This is a genomic window from Mesorhizobium sp. UC74_2 (genome assembly GCF_042701485.1).
Classification (GTDB): Bacteria; Pseudomonadota; Alphaproteobacteria; order Rhizobiales; family Rhizobiaceae; genus Mesorhizobium.
Window position 1 is genome coordinate 5,693,470 of record NZ_CP170562.1, and the last position, 16,397, is coordinate 5,709,866.

14 protein-coding genes are annotated in these 16,397 nt (G+C 62.6%); 9 read left to right on the forward strand and 5 right to left on the reverse strand.

Translation table 11 applies throughout. The features are described from left to right. Positions 1-75: 75 nt before the first annotated feature. Genes ACFJIU_RS27760 through ACFJIU_RS27775 form a run of 4 tightly spaced genes read left to right on the forward strand, consistent with a single transcriptional unit; the run spans position 76 to position 4,244 of the window. Positions 76-1,446 carry a COG4223 family protein gene (locus ACFJIU_RS27760; protein WP_379065413.1) on the forward strand — a complete coding sequence of 457 codons (1,371 nt, stop codon included), beginning with the start codon at positions 76-78 and terminating at the stop codon, positions 1,444-1,446. Positions 1,447-1,450: 4 nt separating this feature from the next. Then, positions 1,451-2,986 (forward strand): heme biosynthesis protein HemY, encoded by a 1,536-nt coding sequence (locus ACFJIU_RS27765; protein WP_379065416.1) that lies wholly within the window; start codon positions 1,451-1,453, stop codon positions 2,984-2,986. Between the two features lie 45 nt (positions 2,987-3,031). Next, positions 3,032-3,514, forward strand: coding sequence for a TerB family tellurite resistance protein (locus tag ACFJIU_RS27770; protein WP_379065418.1), 483 nt, complete (start codon positions 3,032-3,034; stop codon positions 3,512-3,514). 16 nt (positions 3,515-3,530) lie between these two features. Then, the gene (locus ACFJIU_RS27775; RefSeq protein ID WP_379065420.1) at positions 3,531-4,244 is read left to right on the forward strand and encodes a glutamine amidotransferase; all 714 of its coding nucleotides are present in this window, start codon (positions 3,531-3,533) and stop codon (positions 4,242-4,244) included. A gap of 12 nt (positions 4,245-4,256) precedes the next feature. Here ACFJIU_RS27775 and ACFJIU_RS27780 read toward each other — a convergent pair whose 3' ends face one another. The 3 genes from ACFJIU_RS27780 to ACFJIU_RS27790 form a co-directional block, all read right to left on the reverse strand. Further along, a complete protein-coding gene (locus tag ACFJIU_RS27780; RefSeq protein ID WP_379065422.1) occupies positions 4,257-5,498 on the reverse strand; it encodes an MFS transporter in 1,242 nt (413 codons plus the stop codon). Between the two features lie 146 nt (positions 5,499-5,644). Beyond that, a complete protein-coding gene (locus tag ACFJIU_RS27785) occupies positions 5,645-6,745 on the reverse strand; it encodes an aminotransferase class I/II-fold pyridoxal phosphate-dependent enzyme (protein WP_379065425.1) in 1,101 nt (366 codons plus the stop codon). A 55-nt stretch (positions 6,746-6,800) separates the two neighbouring features. Continuing rightward, complete coding sequence (locus ACFJIU_RS27790; RefSeq protein ID WP_379065427.1) at positions 6,801-7,430, reverse strand: TetR/AcrR family transcriptional regulator; 630 nt, start codon at positions 7,428-7,430, stop codon at positions 6,801-6,803. 139 nt (positions 7,431-7,569) lie between these two features. Between ACFJIU_RS27790 and ACFJIU_RS27795 the strand changes: the two genes are divergently transcribed. Continuing rightward, a complete protein-coding gene (locus tag ACFJIU_RS27795; RefSeq protein ID WP_379065429.1) occupies positions 7,570-9,639 on the forward strand; it encodes a 3-hydroxyacyl-CoA dehydrogenase NAD-binding domain-containing protein in 2,070 nt (689 codons plus the stop codon). Between the two features lie 81 nt (positions 9,640-9,720). Here ACFJIU_RS27795 and ACFJIU_RS27800 read toward each other — a convergent pair whose 3' ends face one another. Next, positions 9,721-10,059: a hypothetical protein gene (locus ACFJIU_RS27800; protein WP_379065431.1), complete on the reverse strand. Its 339-nt coding sequence runs from the start codon at positions 10,057-10,059 to the stop codon at positions 9,721-9,723. A gap of 113 nt (positions 10,060-10,172) precedes the next feature. Beyond that, a complete protein-coding gene (locus ACFJIU_RS27805) occupies positions 10,173-11,876 on the reverse strand; it encodes a hybrid sensor histidine kinase/response regulator (RefSeq protein WP_379065433.1) in 1,704 nt (567 codons plus the stop codon). Positions 11,877-12,506: 630 nt separating this feature from the next. Between ACFJIU_RS27805 and ACFJIU_RS27810 the strand changes: the two genes are divergently transcribed. Genes ACFJIU_RS27810 through ACFJIU_RS27825 form a run of 4 tightly spaced genes read left to right on the forward strand, consistent with a single transcriptional unit; the run spans position 12,507 to position 16,322 of the window. Further along, complete coding sequence (locus ACFJIU_RS27810) at positions 12,507-14,651, forward strand: hypothetical protein (RefSeq protein ID WP_379065435.1); 2,145 nt, start codon at positions 12,507-12,509, stop codon at positions 14,649-14,651. Beyond that, a complete protein-coding gene (locus tag ACFJIU_RS27815) occupies positions 14,648-15,025 on the forward strand; it encodes an autotransporter outer membrane beta-barrel domain-containing protein (RefSeq protein ID WP_379065436.1) in 378 nt (125 codons plus the stop codon). Before ACFJIU_RS27810 ends, ACFJIU_RS27815 begins: the two co-directional genes overlap by 4 nt. After that, a complete protein-coding gene (locus ACFJIU_RS27820) occupies positions 14,965-15,774 on the forward strand; it encodes an autotransporter outer membrane beta-barrel domain-containing protein (RefSeq protein WP_379073249.1) in 810 nt (269 codons plus the stop codon). Before ACFJIU_RS27815 ends, ACFJIU_RS27820 begins: the two co-directional genes overlap by 61 nt. Then, the gene (locus ACFJIU_RS27825; RefSeq protein ID WP_379065437.1) at positions 15,774-16,322 is read left to right on the forward strand and encodes an invasion associated locus B family protein; all 549 of its coding nucleotides are present in this window, start codon (positions 15,774-15,776) and stop codon (positions 16,320-16,322) included. The genes ACFJIU_RS27820 and ACFJIU_RS27825 overlap by 1 nt, the downstream gene beginning before the upstream one ends. The last annotated feature ends 75 nt before the right edge of the window (positions 16,323-16,397 follow it).

Consider the following 16,397-nt stretch of genomic DNA (forward strand, 5'->3'; position numbering starts at 1 on the left):
TTTCACAGCTTGGAGGTGTGGTAGACCGTTTTAAGCCTGCCGCCTGACGGTCCGAACCATTTGGGGAGCCGAAGCATGGTCAAGACGCCTAAGACGCGCCACTCCAGGAGCCGTCGCGAACCGGTGACGATCGATCTCGATCCAGCCGATGTTTCGCGGGTGGGCGACAAAGACCGGCCTGACACTGGCAAGCAGCCGGAAGAGGCCCTGGCCGCACAGGCGGACATTTCAGAAACCGAATCGCCCAAAGAGGTCCCGGCAAGCGCTTCCGGCGCCAGTCCGGCCGCGACTGAGGATAAAGTTTCTGAGTCCCGCGGTTTCGACTACGACTTTGGCGAAAGCGATGCCCGGACGCAGTCGAAAGCGACGGAGCAAGGAACGGCGCCCGAAGCGGCGAAGGTCACAGACGGCGACAAGACGAATGGGGGCTTCGTGAACAATCAGCCCGTGGAACCGAAACGGGGCGGTCCAGGTGTCCTTGCCGCCGGTGTGATCGGCGGGGTGGTCGCCCTCGCCGGGATGGGCGCTCTGCAGGCCGCGGGCCTGTTCGGCTCCTCTGCAGCGAACAGCGAAATTGCAGCGCTCAAAAGCGAGGTGGCGGCGCTCAAATCCAGCTCCAAGCCGGATGCGTCGGTCGAGCTCTCGGCAGCACTTGATCAGGTGAAGACCGATGTCGCCACACTGAAGGCGGCGCCGGCCGCGAGTGCCGACGAAGGGCAAGTCAAAACGCTTTCCGACAAGATTGCCGAGCTTGATGCGGCACTCACTGCGTTGCGCAACGAAAGTGGGGCCGTCGATCTTGGACCATTGAACAGCAAGGTGACGACACTCGACGCGCAGATGCAGTCTGCGCAGCAGGCTGCTGCTGCGCTCGATGGCCGTCTTGGCATGGTCGAGCAGCAGGCGTCGCAGCTTGCAGGCAAGGTGGATGCGCAGGCTTCGCAACCGAAGATAGCGCTGGCCATCGCCGCATCGGCGCTGAAGGCTTCACTCGAGCGTGGCGCGCCGTTCACCGCAGAACTCGATACGTTCGCGGCGGTCCGGCCGGATGCGCCGCAGATCGCGACTTTGCGCGCCTATGCCGAAAAAGGCGTCCCGAGCCGCATCGATATCGCCGCCGGCATGGCTGACGCCGCCAATGCGATGGTTTCGGCGGCGACGCCTGTCGATCCCGACGAGAGCATTTTCCAGCGCCTGCTGACCAGCGCCGAATCGCTGGTGAAGGTGCGACCGATCGGTGCCGTCGAGGGCAAGGGCGCTCCGGAAACCGTGGCGCGCATGGAAGTCGCTGTGAACCAGGGCGACTATGCCAAGGCGCTTTCCGAGTTCGACACGCTGCCAGACACGGCCAAAGCCGCCGGTGCCGATTTCGCCGGCAAACTCAAGGCCCGGCAAGACGCGGAAGCGGCAGTGAACGAGCTGGTGTCCGGCGCGATGAAAGGATGACGAGATGATCCGCATCCTGTTCTATCTCGCCATCATCTTCGCGCTTGGATTGGGTTTTGCTTGGCTGGCCGACCGGCCCGGCGAAATGGTGGTCACCTTCTCAGGCTACCAGTACCAGGTCAGCCTGATGGTGGCTGCGGTTGCCGTGGTGGCGGTCGTAGCCGCGGTGATGCTCACCTGGTGGCTGCTCAAATCGATCTGGAACAGTCCGTACGCGATCGCCCGGCATTTCCGGGTGCGCCGCCGCGACCGCGGCTATCAGGCGCTGTCGACCGGCATGATCGCGGCGGGTGCCGGTGACGGCGCGCTGGCACGTCGCAAAGCCAAGGAAGCCGTCAAGCTGATCCGGTCCGACCAGGAGCCGCTGATCAATCTGCTTGATGCGCAGGCCTCGCTGCTGGAAGGGGACCATGACGGCGCCCGCCAGAAATTCGAGGCGATGCTCGATGATCCTGAAATGCGGCTGCTCGGCCTGCGCGGGCTCTACCTCGAAGCCGAACGGCTGGGCGACCGCAATGCGGCCCGCCACTATGCAGGCCGTGCGGCATCGGTGGCGCCGCAATTGGCGTGGGCCGCCGAAGCGACAATGGAAGAGCTCGCGGCTCGCGGCGACTGGGATGGTGCGCTGAAGCTGGCCGATGCGCAAAAGTCGAGCCGCCAGGTCGAACGCGATGTCGCCAATCGGCGCCGTGGTGTGCTTTTGACCGCCAAGGCCGAGGCGCTGATGGACAGCGATGTCGTTGGCGCCAAGGCAGCCGCGCTCGAGGCGAACAAGCTGCTGCCGGAATTCACCCCGGCGGCGATCGTTGCCGCCAAGATGCTTTTCAAGCAGAACGATCTGCGCAAGGGTTCGAAGATCCTCGAAACCGCATGGCGGGCGGAGCCGCATCCGGATCTCGCCGATCTTTATGTCCATGCCAGGCCGGCCGATGCCGTGCTCGATCGCCTTGGCCGCGCCCGAAAACTGCAGGAGATGAAGAAGAACCACGCTGAATCCTCCCTTGCGGTGGCACGCGCGGCGCTTGACGCCCAGGATTTTGTGCTGGCTCGCGAAGAAGCCGAGGCGGCAGCCCGCATGCAACCCAGCGAGGGCACCTACCTGCTGCTTGCCGATATCGAAGAGGCCGATGGCGGCAATCAGGGCAAGGTGCGGCAGCTGCTCTCGCAAGCGGTGCGCGCGCCGCATGACGCTGCCTGGGTGGCCGACGGTGTCACCGCGGAGCGCTGGGCGCCGATTTCGCCGGTGACCGGGCGGCTCGACGCTTTCGAGTGGCGTGGCCCGGTGGAACGCGCTGGCAGGCTCATCGAGGCAAGCCGGCCGGTTCCGAACGTGGCGCCACCATCCCTGGCCGGACCCGAGCGCGATGACGACGACGTCGTCGTGGTGGACGCAGAAACGGTTCCTGCTTCAAACGGCACGCCAGTGACGAGCCATCCTGTCGCGGCGGCCGACCCTGACGAGACGCCGCACCAGCCCGACGATCCAGGCGTCGGCCCCGACGACGAGGTTGAAAAGCCGCGCCGTTTCCGGTTGTTTTGAAAAGCCACGACTTGATCGCGCTCCGGAAAGGACCAGATTATCCTTATGTTCGAACGTGTTCTGTCCTTTCTGAAAGAGCTGCCTTCGGTCGGTGCGCATAGCCGTCCCCGGGCGGACGAACCACGTGTCGCGGCAGCAGCGCTGCTCTATCATGTCATGAATGCCGACGGCGTGCGCCAGGATGTCGAGTGGGAGCGGTTCAAGGTCATCCTCGCCGAGACTTATTCCGTCGAGGGCCAGGAGCTGGAAGCCTTGGCGGCAGCCGGCGAGAAGGCCGACAACGAGGCGATCGACCTCTATGCCTTCACCAGTGTCCTCAAGCGTGATCTCGATCCCGAGCAGCGCAAGGCCTTCATCGGGTTGATGTGGGAAATCGTCTATGCGGACGGCGAACTGCACGAGCTCGAAGACAACACCGTCTGGCGGGTGGCCGAGTTGCTCGACGTCGAGCGGGCTGACCGGGTGGCAGCACGGCGGAAGGCGGCAGCCGAGGTTCCGGGAGCCAAGGGCAGCGCGAACGACGAATGAGCAGGGCCGGACATTCGTGAAAGCTGACCAGCGGCCCCGCATCCTGATCGTCCTGCATCAGGAAAGCTCCAGCCCCGGGCGCGTCGGCCACATGCTGATCGAAGCGGGCTATGAGCTCGACATACGCCGTCCGCCGCTTGGCGATCAGCTTCCGCAGACGCTCAGCCAGCATGCCGGTGCCGTCGTGTTCGGCGGACCGATGAGCGCCAACGACCATCACGAGGAATTCGTGCTGCGCGAAACCGATTGGCTGGCGGTGCCGCTCAAGGAGAGCAAACCTCTCCTTGGCATCTGCCTGGGTGCGCAGATGCTGGTCAATCACCTCGGCGGCAAGGTCGATGGCCATCGCGACGGACTGGTCGAGATCGGCTGGTATCCGCTGCGCGCCACCGAGGAAGGCAAGAAGCTGATGCATTGGCCGGAAATGGTCTACCATTTTCACCGCGAGGGCTTTTCGCTGCCGAGGGACGCAACGCTGCTTGCGACCTCAGACAATTATCCCAACCAGGCCTTTCGCTATGGCGACAAGGCCTGGGGTATCCAGTTCCATGGCGAGCTCACCCGCATGATGATGCAGCGCTGGGTGGTGCATGGGGCGCATCGCTTCGAGCTGCCGGGCGCCCAGCCCGGCCGCGACCACCTCGGTGGTCGGTTGATCTGGGACATGCACCTGAAGCGTTGGCTGGGTGAATTCCTGGAAAGGATTTTCGGTCGCCCGGCCGCTCGCTGATCGAAGACCTGCCTATTCCCGAATGTCGAGGCGGCGTACCTTGCGCAGGTCCGGGAAGACCGCAGCCCAGATTCCGGCAACCACGATGGCACCGAGGCCACCGACGACCACTGCCGGCACGGTGCCGATCAGCGCCGCCATGGTGCCTGCGCGGAATTCGCCGACCTCGTTCGAAGCGCCGACAAAGACCTGGTTGACGGCGTTGACGCGGCCGCGAACCTCGTCCGGGGTCCAAAGCTGGATCAGCGTCTCGCGGATATAGACGCTGACCATATCGGTGGCGCCGAGCAGTGCGAGCGCAACGATCGAGAGCCAGGTGATGGTGGATAGCCCGAACAGCGCCGTGACGGCGCCGAACACCGCAACGAAGAACAGCATCACCGCACCGGCATGGTCGCGCAGCGGATGGCCGGCCAGCCAGACGGCGACGCACAAGGCGCCAATGCCGGGAGCCGAGCGCAGCATCCCAAGACCCCATGGACCGAGGTCGAGGATGTCGCGGGCATAGACGGGCAGCAGCGCGGTCGCACCGGAAAGCAGCACGGCCACCAGGTCGAGTGAAATCGCACCCAGCACGACTTTCTCACGCCAGATGTAGTGGAAACCCGCAAACAGGCTCTCCAGGCTGGGTTTATGGGTTTCGCTGCGTTGTGCGGGTTTCGGAATGCCGAGAATCAGCAGGAGTGCGAACAGCATCAGCACGGCGGCGGTACCGTAGGCGATCTCAGACGACAGGCCGTAGAGCAGGCCGCCGGCAACTGGGCCGATGATTGTCGCTGTCTGCCAGGCGGACGAATTCCAGGCAATCGCGTTGGCGAAATCCTTCGGCGGCACGAGGTTGGCGACCAGCGAAGCCGAAGCGGGGCCGAAGAAGGCACGGGCAACCCCAAACAGGAGAAGCACGCCGAAGACCGGGAACGGCGAATACAGCCCATGCCAGGTCAGAAGCAGCAGCACCAGCGCACAGGCCGCCTCCATCAGCGTTGCCAGCGCCATGATCCTGCGACGGCCGAAACGATCGGCGACGACGCCGGTGACCAGCACCAGAAGGAGCGACGGCAGGAATTGCACGATGCCGACCAGGCCAAGGTCGAAGGGATCGCGGGTGAGGTCGTAGATCTGCCAGCCAACCGCCACGGAAACGACCTGGGTGGCGAAGGTGATCAGAAAGCGGGAGGCCCAATAATTGCGAAATGCCGCGTGACGGAAGGCAGCATAACGCTGATCCGGAGACGGTCGGGATTCGGGAGACATTGAATTCAGCCCTTGGTGGTTTACACAGGCCGGCCGGGCTCTTCCACCATGGGCGCTGTTCCGGTGCGGGAGCTATAAACCAGTTTGCGGCGTTGCGCGCGGATAATTTTCGCCGTGCATGCGATCGGGATAAAAAGTCTGTCCTGTCAGTCGCGCAATGCCGCCGAGATTGCGGCAAGGCCGCCGCGAAGCTCGTCAGCGGTCGGCCAGCCGAAACCGACGCGAAAGAAGCTTTTCGGCATTTCGAACCAGTGGCCTGGGCCGACATAGGTGCCGTGTTTCTCGAGCAGCCTGAGGTAGAACCCATCGAGATCAAAATCAGGGGCGGTGTCGATGCGCGGGAAACCAACGACGCCACCCGACGGCTGCACCCAGTCGACCAGCGGCTCGTTGTCGATCCAGTCCTGAACGATGGCGCGCCGCGCCGCCATCTCGGGCAGCAGTCCGGCGAGAAAGGCATCGCGCTGTTCCAGCATGGTGCGGGCGATCGCCTCGTCGATGACGCTGCCGCAGATGCCGATCTGTTCCTTCGCCGCAAGGAACCTTTCCTGCAGTTCGCTATCGCGCGTGATCAGCCAGCCAATACGGATGCCAGGAATGCCGAAGGCCTTGGACAGCGAGGAGACGCTGATGGCGTGTTTGCTGAGCGACGCTGCTGCCGGCAGCCTGGTGCCATAGCTGAGATCGCGATAGGTCTCGTCGACCAGGAGATAGCAATCGTGTTGCTCTGCGAGGGCAATCAGCCGATCGAGATCGGCGCGGCTCATCATCGTTCCGGTCGGATTGTGCGGGCAGGTGACGCTGATGTACCGGGTCTCGGGTCGCAATGCGGCGGCAATGCGCTGGATATCGATGGTGAAACCATCCTCGAAAGCGAGATCGATGTAGCTGATGGCGCAGCCGATCGCTTTGGGAGTCTCGATGTTGGTGGCGTAGTTCGGCCGCACGACGACAAGGTGGTCGCGTTCCGACAAGAGCGTCGTGGCGATGATGAACAGTGCGCCGGCTGCGCCCGCAGTGACCAGCACATCATCCGATGTCAGGCCTTTGTCCGTGGCGGCGATCAGCTCGCGCAAGGCCCGGTCGCCGCGATGTTCACCGTAGAAGAGGGTGAGGTCCGGCAGTTTCAGCCCGATATCGGAAAGCTTCTGGTCGGCGATGGAGCTCTCGGAGAGGTTGTAGCGGATACGGTCATAGCCGTATTCCTCCGGCGCTTCCTTCTCGATCACCATGCGCGCGTAGTTCATCGGCAAACCTCCATCCCCTTGGAGCGCGCGAGGACACTCCAGCATTCGTTGGACGTCAGCCTAGGAGAGAAGGCTTGTGCGAAACAATCCCGGCCGTAGCGCTCCTGGATTGGTTTCTCGGCTGCAGGCCCGAGACGATCAGCGCGTAATATTGCAGGGCGAAGTCGACGGCGCGGGTTTTGCCCTCCGGCCGGAACCAGCGCACCATCCAGTTCAGCAAAGACAGGACCGCACGGGCAACGGTGGCGACATCGTCGATGGCGAAGGCGCCGCTGGCCTTGCCGTCGGCGAGCAAGGTGCGCAGCAGCGATTCATAGCGATCCCGCAGTGCCAGCTGCTGCTCGGTCCAGTGGTTCTTTTCGATGCCGCCGAATCCGTGCAGCATGACGACGAATGCGGCATGGTTGGCCTCGAGGAATTCCGCCTGCGCGCGCATGAAGGCCTTCAGCCTGTCAGGCGGGATTGCTGCTGCATTCACCTGGGCGCTGACAGCGGCATATTGCCGTTCCAGAAGGTCGATCATCATCTCGTCGAAGATGTCCTTCTTGGTCGGGAAGTAGTGGTAGACAGCGGCCTTTGTCACACCCACCGACTGCGCGACCTCGTTGAGCGAGGCGCCTTCGAAACCATGGGCGGCGAAAAGTTTCGCCGCGGCATCCAGGATGGTGGCGCGGGGCGCCGGCATGCTGGGTGGCCGACCTACCGGTGCTTTCGCTGTCTTGACCTGATCGGACTGTTGACGGGGCATGGGTCAAGTTTTATTACCGGCCAGCCGGTTTGTAAATATGAACGGTACCACCTGCGCAAGGGGAAGAGGTGCGATCATGGCTGAAGCAGCTTCGTCCGAAAACAAGGTGAGCGTGGAGCATCGCGGCGGCGTCGCGATCGTCACGATCGAGAATCCGCCGGTGAACGCGTTGTCGTTTTCGGTGCGCAAGCCGCTGCATGACGCGCTTGTCAGGCTTCGCGACGACGCGGCCACGGCTGCCATTGTCCTGACCTGCGCCGGCCGCACGTTCATCGCTGGTGCCGACATCACCGAATTCGGCAAGCCGATGCAGGATCCGGACCTGCGCGCGCTGATCGCGCTGCTGGAAACGATCGAAAAGCCGACGGTCGCCGCCATCCATGGTACAGCCTTGGGCGGCGGGCTGGAATTGGCGCTCGGATGTCATTTCCGGGTAGCCGACAAGGCGGCGAAGCTTGGTCTGCCGGAAGTGAAGCTCGGCCTGTTGCCCGGCGCCGGCGGCACGGTTCGCCTGCCTGCCCTGGTCGGCCCGCTGAAGGCGCTGGAAATGATCACGTCCGGGACGCCGATCGCGGCCAGCGAGGCGCTTGAAGCGGGTCTCGTCGACACGCTGGCCACGGACGGGCTCGTTGCCGATGCTGCCGCCTTTGCAGCGGTCAAGGCCGCGGAAGGGGGGCCTTTCGTTGCTGTGCGGAGCCGGCGCGACAAGATCGACGCCGCCGACCGCGAACAGCTGGAAAGCCGCATCAAGGCGATCGCCGCCAAGGCCAGGGGTCTGCGGGCGCCCGTTGCCTGCAGCGAGGCGGTGCGAAACGCCGTGGTTCTGCCCTTCAACGAGGCGCTGGCCGCGGAACGCGTGCTGTTTGTCGAGCTGGTGGCGTCAGACCAATCCAAGGCGCAGCGGCATCTGTTCTTCGCCGAGCGCGAAGCCGCAAAGGTGGAAGGCGTCGACAAGTTGGTGAAGCCGCGGGCTATTCGTCGGGTCGGCATCATCGGTGCTGGTACCATGGGCGGCGGCATCGCCATGGCCTTCGCCAATGGCGGCATCGCGGTCACGCTGATCGAGGCGGCACAGGATGCGCTGCAGCGCGGGCTAGAGCGCATCGAGAAGAACTATGCGATTTCGGTTTCCCGCGGCTCCTTGAGCGAGGACGCCAAAGCGGCACGCATGGGGCTGCTTTCCGGCGCCACGGACTTTGCGGCGCTCGCAGACTGCGACCTGGTCATCGAAGCGGTGTTCGAGGACATGGCGGTCAAGAAGGAAGTGCTGGCGGCCATCGACAAGGTGGTGAAGCCAGGTACGATCATCGCCACCAACACCTCCTACCTCGACGTCAACACCCTGGCCGCCTCCGTCAGCAGGCCACAGGATTTCGCCGGCATGCACTTCTTTTCACCGGCCAACATCATGAAGCTTCTGGAGATCGTGCGTGGCGGGGAAACGGCTCCGGATGTGCTGGTGACGCTGCTGTCGCTTGCCCGTTCGATCGGCAAGGTGCCGGTGGTGGTCGGCGTCTGCCACGGTTTCGTCGGCAACCGCATGCTGACAGCCCGCGGTGCGGATGTCGAAGCCCTGCTCCTGGAAGGAGCCAGCCCGACGGATGTCGACAAGGCCTTCACCGATTTCGGCTGGCCGATGGGACCCTTCCAGATGTGGGACCTTGCGGGACTGGATATCAGTTGGCGCAACCGCAAGGCGTTGGGCAAGACAGCGTTGATCGCCGACTGGCTGTGCGAGCAGGGCCGCTTCGGCCAGAAGACCGGCCGCGGTTTCTATCTCTATGCCGATGGCCGCACAGCGGAACCCGATCCCGAGCTGGCCAGTCACATCGCCGATGAAGCTAGGCGGCTCGGCATCGCGCCGCGTGTTATCTCGGCCGAGGAGATCATCGAGCGCACGCTCTACCCGTTGATCAACGAAGGCTCGCGCATCCTGGAAGAAGGCATTGCCGCGCGCGAATCCGATGTCGACCTGGTCTGGGTCAATGGCTACGGCTTCCCACTCGGCAAGGGCGGTCCGATGTTCTGGGCACGACAGAAGGGACTGCCGGGCATCGTCGATCGTCTGAGCCACTGGCACCTGAAGACGGGCAAGGACGTGTTCAGACCATCGGATTGGCTGAAGGCGACGGCTGCGGAAGCGTAGCTGGAATTCCGGAAATCAACGTTCGCTCCGGCCGTCGGACTGTTCGTGGCAACGCTCAAGGTTTCGAGACCGCCATACGCGTCAAACCGCGATGTCGTATCTGCCAACGACACCGGTGGAAACAACTGTCTCGAAATATTCGACCTTCAAGTCGAAGGATTTGAGCAGCTTCTGCGTGCTTGGTTTCACGACCGCATCGTCGAAGCCACCCTTTACGAAATGAGCAGCTGACGTCATGTCGCTCCAGAAACTCATGACGACGAGTTCGTTCTCGGTTCCCTTCACCTTACGAGCCAAGCTGGCGCCAAGGTGGCCCGGCAATTCGGCCATCTCGACAAAGGTGGTCCTCCGGAGATGGTCTGCATAGGCGGCTAACACCTCGTCCGAGCCGGCTACGGCCCGCCAGAAACGAATGATCATAAACAGCCTCTCCTGCGTCGGGGTCGGCCGGGAAAGCCCGGTCCGGTTGCCCCCGGCGCCGGGATGATAGATCAACCGACTGTGCCACGCGAACGCTGAAGTCGCTCGCCGGCTCATTCAATCGCCTGAGTCAGCAACAGCGTCGTCAGCGTCGATCGCAGCTCGGCGGGTCGAACGGGTTTCGACAATATCGGGATGTCGATGTCATTGACATCTGCGCGCACCCTGGCCTCGTCGTGACCGGTCATGATGATGGCGGGTATGGCGCGTTTCTTCAGCGCGCGAACACGCGCGATGCAATCGCTCCCGGTTTGCCTGTTGCCCAGATCGTAATCGGTGACCAGCACATCCCATTGCCCGGGCTTGGTCGGCGGTTCCAGCTCTGCCTGGGGGATGCAACCCCATTTCTCAAGCAGGGCGGCGGTTGCGAGCAGCACCTCCTTGTCGTCTTCGACCAAAAGAACGCGAAGGCCATCGAGAAGTGCCGGCGTCACCGGATCGGCCTGCGTCGGCTGTTCCGCCGGCTGTGGTACGATCTTCAGACCGGTTATGGAGACGCAGGTTCCCTTGTGCCTGGTGGATCGGATGTCGACTGCAAGGCCCATCAGCCTGCCGAGGCGCTGAACGATGGGCAGGCCGAGCCCGACGCCTTCGACGTCACGGTCGCCGCGTTCCCTGACCCGGTAGAATTCCTCGAACAGGCGCGGCAGATGCTCTTCCGCGATGCCGTCGCCCTGATCATAGACCTCTATGGAGAGCGTGTCGCCGCGCCGGCGGCAACCGACCAGAACGGGCCTCCCGGGGGCATATTTGATGGCGTTGTTGACGATGTTTTGCACCATCGTGGCGAGCAAGGTCTCGTCCGCTTCGACGTAGCAGGCTGATGCCACGACGCGCAGCGTCACCTTCGACCAGGCGGCGACATGGGTATTCTGGCGCGCGACCTCGTTGATCAGGTCGCCAACCGCAACGGGCCGTCTCTCCGGCGTGACGCTGCCGCTGTCCAGCGTCGAGATATCCAGGAGCGATCGAAACAGGCTGGAAACGCTGTGCAGGGAGCGGTCGATGTTTTCGACCATCTTGCGCGCTTCCCGCTTCAGCCCGGCGTCGGAAAGCCAGGCTGTGTAGAGGCTGATGGCATGGATGGGTTGGCGCAGATCATGGCTTGCCTGTGCCAGGAAGCGGGACTTGGCCAGATTGGCCTCCAGCGCCTGCGCATAAGCCGTCTGCAACCGTTTCTGAAGGCCGTAGATATAGGCCGGGACAAGGATGGTGGTCAGCAGCAGCGTCAGAACCACAAAGGGGTTCGCCTGCATGTATTCGTTGAACAGAAGCGCTACCAATATCGACGCCAGTGCGCAGAAGGTGGCGCCAATGAGATAATGCGAACCATAGCGCAGGCCGTTTCCGACGGTTACCCATAACAGCATGGCAAAGACGGGGATGGTGACCGCCCCGCCAACCGCCATCGCAAATGTCATGGCAAGGTAGTCGTTGAATATCGTGAATACTCTTCTCTTGAAGTTGTATCCTGGATATTTGCCTATGTGATAAAGAAGCGCCCAGGATCCCGGTATATAAAGCAGAGTGTAGATAACCATCACAGTGACGACCCAGTTCATATACGCGCTGGTCACGAGCAGCGTGGTCAGCACGTAGGCGTCGATCGGCGGGACGGTAACAACCCGCATCACGGCTTGCCCGCGCTCGGCGTCCATGTTCTCGACGCCGTGCCCGACCAGCCATCGGAACTGGTCCCGCAACCTGCCAAATATGGTGAGGCCAACAGCTGAGGTGTCCGTTACCGTCATTGTCATCGGTATTCCTCGCTGTTCGTGCGGATCGTGAGCGGCGGACATATGAGCCGGCAGACAGACTGCTTTAATAAACGCCATGGGGCCGCTGGCGTGAACTGTGTCGATGTCCGGGGGGCTCGAACACCACGGCTGGGGGTATTTCTTCGAAGTACCTATGGGCATCGCACCACCATCAGTCTGGTTGCGCGTCGGGACGCTCGAAGCTCCGCACTCCGACCAGGCTCGCTGGAGGCTGAGGTCAGCAAGGCGCCAACGTCGCCCTGCCTCCGAACAGGTCGCGCTCTACGGGCAACCTGCCATGCCTCTTCGTCCCGGCTTCTCTTTCTGAGATGATTTTTGTTCTTGTTGGCTGGTCCTAGTCTCGCTCCTTCGTGCGGGGTGAGAACCAGTTGAGATTCTTATAGGAACCAGATCTGGCGCAGTTTAGCAACGCGGCAGGGCGCGGATGCTGCCATTGCGGGTGCCAAACCCGTTCTCACGGTCACGCGACTAGGACACCTGTCGCAATTGTTCCCCGGTTGCACCACAGGCAAAATTTGAACGTTGCGGTTGATCGTGATCGTCAGGCGGCAGGCTTGGACGGTCGCGTTTTGTTGCAGAGCAGATTTTGCATCGAACGAGGGACGTGTCTTGATCGGAAATACGATCGGAAAATCCGGCGCAGCGCGCTGGACCAAAATTCTTCTGGCTTCCACAATCCTGGGCAACGGCGGTGCCGGCACTGCGTCTGCGGTTGCGTTGTCCATTGCGATGTCGGCGACAGGCGGCATCAGCCCGGCATTCGCGCTCGACCCCAATGACATGGTCATCGACGCGCCGGGTTCCTATTCCTGGTCGACGGATCAAACATTCCAGGATGACCTGATCATCGGTCTCGAGAACAAGGGCATCGCGGCCACCGTGCGGGATGGCGCGAAGATCTATGTCGAGAACCGAGCCATCATTGCCGGCATGGAAGGATCGCAGGCAATCCTTACCGTGAGTGGCCCTGGGAGCGAGCTGAATGTCGTTCGCACAACCGACATACTCGGCAACACGCTCCATGTCGGTGGCGGTTGCAATGGCTATTCAGTCATGTGCGTTTATGGCGGCGATGGCGCGTTGATCGTCGAGAAGGGCGGCAAGGTCGATGCGAAATGGACCCGTATCGGCGATGGCCAGAAGAGCAGGGGAGACCTCACCGTTACCGGCCAAGGGTCAATTCTCAACACCGACGAGTTCTATGTCAGGACATGGATCGACAATGCCAAGGGCAGCACCGTAACGATTAGCGATGGTGGTTCCATCACCACCAACTATGTCTCGACCGGCGGTGATTTCGCCGACGCTCTCGGCTCGAAGGTGGTTGTCACCGGAGAGGGCTCGAAGTGGATCAATACCGGCACTTTCGAGCTGGGGGGAGACATGACCGTCGAAGACGGCGGCCTCCTGAGCACCTCCACTCTCAAGGTGGGAAACAGCTCCATTGGCGAGAACACACTCTACATTACCGGTGACAAGTCTTCGGTGAATGTCTCAGGCGTTCTTCGCATGGGGCCGGGCAACGTCTCGGTCGCCAACGGAGCCAATTTGAATGTCGCTGGCGGGATCGATCTGTCCGAGGACAATGGCTACGTGACGATCGGTGGCAGGATCGACATGGGAAGCTTCACCGACGAACCGAAGGCTCTGAATCCACAGGCGGCGGGCCACATCAACAAAGAGGCGGTCATCACCTTTGGATCGGGAGACAATGAAGGAGGACGTCTCGTCTTCAATCATACGGAAACGGGTTACGACTTCTCGAATGCGCTGGTTGGCAACGGCGTGATTGCGGCCCTGAATGGCGAGACGGTTCTGACCGGCGATCTCACGCGATTTTACGCGACCAACAGCTACGGTGGTATCGTCGTCGACGGCAAGGATGCCAAGCTGGTCCTCAAAACGGACCTTGGCACGGCTGTGGCGGGGATCGATTCCAACAAACTCTCGCCATATGTCAGCCGAATGCAGGTCAGGGACGGTACCTTGGTCCTTGGCGGACAGACGGGCCGGATCGTGACCAATTTCCTCGGCTCGGAGACCTATACGAGCCGGGTGGAGGTGTGGGGCGAGGGCATCAATACGGCTCGCAACATGCCTGCTGCGGTCGGAAGGCTTGAGGGTTGGGGCACGATCGGCAGCCTCACCGTGGACAAAAACGCGATTGTGTCGCCGGGAACATCCGAGAGCCGGATCGGCACGATTGTTGTCAAAGGGCAGGTTCAGTTCGCCACGGGTTCCTTGTACGACGTGGATATCGCAAGCAATGGTACCAGCGACAAACTCGTCGTGGAGACACTGAAGCAGGCATCCGGCTTCGACGACAATGGGAACCCGAAGACCATTGATGGTCTGGGAACAGTCTATATCGGTAGCGATGTCAGTGTTCGTGTAACTGCATTGGACCCAGCTGCGAGCTATCTGTCTGGGCAGACCTATACGATCCTGACTGCGGCCGGCGGAATAGATGGTGAATTTGCACAAGCCGTTTCGCAATCGGCCTTCCTGGATGTGTCGCTGAACCAGACGGCCAATCAGGTCGACCTGAAGATCCAGGTGAAGGACTCCGGCAACCCCGGGGAACCTGGAAATCCCGGAGAACCTGGCAACCCAGGCGAACCCGGCAATCCGGGCGAGCCGGGCAATCAGGAAACCCCGGTGAACCGGGCAACCCCGGAAATCCGGGTAACCCAGATAATGCCGGCACGCCTTCACGTCCCGGCCCGGATGTCAGCGGTCCGTTCGATGACGTGACCGAGACGCACAACCAGTATGAGACGGCGGTGGCCCTGAACTCGTTGCCGCAAAGCGGAACGTCACTGGCGCTCTACAACACGCTGCTGTTGTTGAATGCCGCCGACGGTCGCGCCGCTTTCGAACAGCTGTCTGGCGAGGTGCATGCCTCCGGTACGACCGCGCTGATCAATTCGTCGCAATATGTGCGCAACGCCGCCAACGATCGCGTCCGTGCCGCCTTCGGCGATGTCGCCGCAGCCGCCATGCCGGTCATGGCCTATGGCCCCGACGGCAAGGACATCGAAGCCGCAACCACCGCAAGGACTGCCGCCTGGGCCAGGTCTTCGGTGCCTGGAGCAGCATCGACGGCGACGGCAATGCCTCCCGCATGAAGCAGTCGACCGGTGGCTTCGTCACCGGCATCGACACCGAGCTTGCCGAAGCCTGGCGCGTCGGCGTGCTCGCCGGCTACAGCCGCACCTCCTTCGATGCCAAGGATCGCACCTCGTCGGGCGACAGCGACAACTACCATCTCGGCCTCTATGGCGGCACGCGCTGGGGTGCGCTGGCCCTGCGCACCGGGCTCTCCTACACCTGGAGCAACATCGAGACCGGCCGCACCGTCTCCTTCCGCGGCTTCAATGACGGCCTGTCGGCCGACTATGATGCCGGCGCCTTCCAGGCCTTCGGTGAGCTGGGCTATCGCCTCGATGCGGCGGGAGCCGCCTTCGAGCCGTTCGTCAACCTCGCCCATGTCAGCCTGCGCACCGACGGCTTCACCGAAAAGGGCGGTGCTGCTGCCCTCAGTGCCGAGGCGCAGACCACCAACACCACCTTCTCGACGCTCGGCCTGCGTGCCTCGACCGACTTCATGCTGGGCTCGGTCGCAGCCTCGGCCAACGGCACGGTCGGCTGGAAGCATGCCTTCGGCGACACCACGCCGTTCACCAAGGTCGGCTTTGCCGGTTCCAGCCTGTTCACGGTGGCCGGTGTGCCGATCGCCAAGAATACCTTCGTGCTGCAGACCGGTCTCGACATGAAGGTGACCGACAATGCCACGCTCGGCATCTCCTACAATGGCGAGTTCGGCTCCGGATCGTCGACCAACGGCGTCGACGCAAGGCTCGGCATCCGCTTCTGATGCCAGCTATCAGATCGTTGATCGGCGCGGCGGCCTTCCTGGCTGCCGCGTCTGCCGCTTCCGGGCAGGAACAGCAACCCGCCGCCGGCCCGGCCGCTGCCGCAGGCGGACCGTCGTCGCTGTCGGAGACCTATGAGGACTGGCGCGTCGCCTGCGTGGCGGCGCCCGAGAACAAGAAGCAGTGCGCCTTCTCGCAGGGCCAGGTCAGCCAGAACGGCCAGCGTGTGCTCACCATCGAGCTGACGCCTGCCGACGATGGCGGCTTGAAGGGCCTGCTGGTGATGCCGTTCGGGCTCAACCTCGACAAGGGCGTGACCTTCTCCGTCGACGACACACCGCCGGGCAAGCCGTCGCGCTTCCGCACCTGCCTGCCGGGTGGCTGCGTCGTGCGGCTCACCTTCACGCCGGCAACCACCAAGGCGCTCAGCATCGGCACAGCGCTGAAGCTCGGTGCCTTCGCTTCCGACACCGAAAAGGACGTCGCCTTCTCCATCTCCCTCAAGGGCTTCAACAACGCCCTCGAAAGAACCATGCAACTGGGGAAATAAGTCCGCGGATCGTACCCGCCGATCAGTATTAGATAGAACTAATAATAATACATCTGGACTAGAAATGTTTCATAG

What these genes read in the sequence shown, in the direction of transcription:
- ACFJIU_RS27780 (WP_379065422.1), bottom strand. Translation starts at nt 5,498, where the DNA reads ATGTCTCCCGAATCCCGACCGTCTCCGGATCAGCGTTATGCTGCCTTC.
- ACFJIU_RS27805 (WP_379065433.1), bottom strand. Translation starts at nt 11,876, where the DNA reads ATGACAATGACGGTAACGGACACCTCAGCTGTTGGCCTCACCATATTT.
- ACFJIU_RS27760 (WP_379065413.1), top strand. Translation starts at nt 76, where the DNA reads ATGGTCAAGACGCCTAAGACGCGCCACTCCAGGAGCCGTCGCGAACCG.
- ACFJIU_RS27790 (WP_379065427.1), bottom strand. Translation starts at nt 7,430, where the DNA reads ATGCCGGCGCCCCGCGCCACCATCCTGGATGCCGCGGCGAAACTTTTC.
- ACFJIU_RS27765 (WP_379065416.1), top strand. Translation starts at nt 1,451, where the DNA reads ATGATCCGCATCCTGTTCTATCTCGCCATCATCTTCGCGCTTGGATTG.
- ACFJIU_RS27825 (WP_379065437.1), top strand. Translation starts at nt 15,774, where the DNA reads ATGCCAGCTATCAGATCGTTGATCGGCGCGGCGGCCTTCCTGGCTGCC.
- ACFJIU_RS27770 (WP_379065418.1), top strand. Translation starts at nt 3,032, where the DNA reads ATGTTCGAACGTGTTCTGTCCTTTCTGAAAGAGCTGCCTTCGGTCGGT.
- ACFJIU_RS27795 (WP_379065429.1), top strand. Translation starts at nt 7,570, where the DNA reads ATGGCTGAAGCAGCTTCGTCCGAAAACAAGGTGAGCGTGGAGCATCGC.
- ACFJIU_RS27800 (WP_379065431.1), bottom strand. Translation starts at nt 10,059, where the DNA reads ATGATCATTCGTTTCTGGCGGGCCGTAGCCGGCTCGGACGAGGTGTTA.
- ACFJIU_RS27785 (WP_379065425.1), bottom strand. Translation starts at nt 6,745, where the DNA reads ATGAACTACGCGCGCATGGTGATCGAGAAGGAAGCGCCGGAGGAATAC.